The sequence below is a fragment of the Ochrobactrum sp. SFR4 genome, assembly GCF_019730395.1.
GTDB lineage: Bacteria > Pseudomonadota > Alphaproteobacteria > Rhizobiales > Rhizobiaceae > Pseudochrobactrum.
This window is the reverse complement of sequence record NZ_JAAPBB010000065.1, coordinates 1-862: the sequence shown is the minus strand read 5'-3', so window position 1 is coordinate 862 and position 862 is coordinate 1. Positions and strand designations below refer to the sequence as shown.

The following is an 862-nucleotide window of genomic DNA, read 5'->3' as shown; positions in this document are numbered from 1 at the left end:
TGTTCTTGCTGCGCTTCGGTCGGAGCATCTTCACGCGCAAACGAGATAACGCCTGACGTGTAACGCCAATCCCGATCAATGCTGTCTATGAGATCAGTTGTTAAATCAGTGTCACCGCGCAAAACCACAGGCGGGCAATGTTCGCGCCCTTCAATGTCAGCACGAGTGCAATACTCGACGGGACCACTGCCGCTTCCCTGACCACGGGCGAAAAACTTAATCAACATGGGATTTACCCTCAATTTGCAATCGGAGCGCGGCCACCTCACGGTCAATGTCGATCAACCGAGCAATAACGGCCAGTGCCTCAACCTTGCTTTTGTCGCGGTTCGCCCATCGTGCAAGCTGATTGAGGTTGTTGCCGATCTGGGCGATCTGACGAACCAAGGCCGGATCTACCTCAATGCGCTTTCGCCGTGGTGGATTAGTGCCTTCAACTGCATGCCGGATAAGACTGGAAAGGTTTATGCCAGATGCAGCAGCCTTATTTTCCCAAGCAGACTTCTCTTCTTGGGTGAGACGTATCTCAATTCGCGATAATTTATGCTTATGGGGAATACAGTCATTTGGTCTCCCTTCTGCATAATCCAAAGCCTCTTTTGCAGATTGCACCAACTCTTTTCCAAATGATTTCGACATGGCAATTCCTTGGTGGGGTTTGAAGGGGAGGCGGAGCCACCCCTCACAAGTCGCGAAGTCCGTGTACGGACGAGAGTATACTTGCTTATAAAATATGACAACAAATCATTAGACTCTAATGATCTAGACCGTAATTTTTCCTTCGCTCGCTACAGCGCTTTTTAATTTGCGCGCTTTGCTCGGAAAAATGAGGTCTATAGATCATAAGAAGGGGTAAAAAAAA

General features: G+C 48.8%; 1 protein-coding gene and 1 pseudogene. Both read right to left on the bottom strand.

What is annotated here, in order from left to right; genetic code table 11:
* Window positions 1-227 (bottom strand): annotated as a pseudogene (locus HBA93_RS17850) (relaxase/mobilization nuclease domain-containing protein); the annotation flags it as partial.
* Window positions 217-639, bottom strand: a complete 423-nt coding sequence (locus HBA93_RS17845; protein WP_221724185.1) for a plasmid mobilization protein — start codon at window positions 637-639, stop codon at window positions 217-219. The pseudogene HBA93_RS17850 and the gene HBA93_RS17845, both read right to left, overlap by 11 nt.
* Between the last annotated feature and the right edge of the window lie 223 nt (window positions 640-862).

Bases quoted from the DNA above. Each gene is read 5' to 3' on its own strand.
- HBA93_RS17845 (WP_221724185.1), bottom strand. From the start codon at position 639: ATGTCGAAATCATTTGGAAAAGAGTTGGTGCAATCTGCAAAAGAGGCT.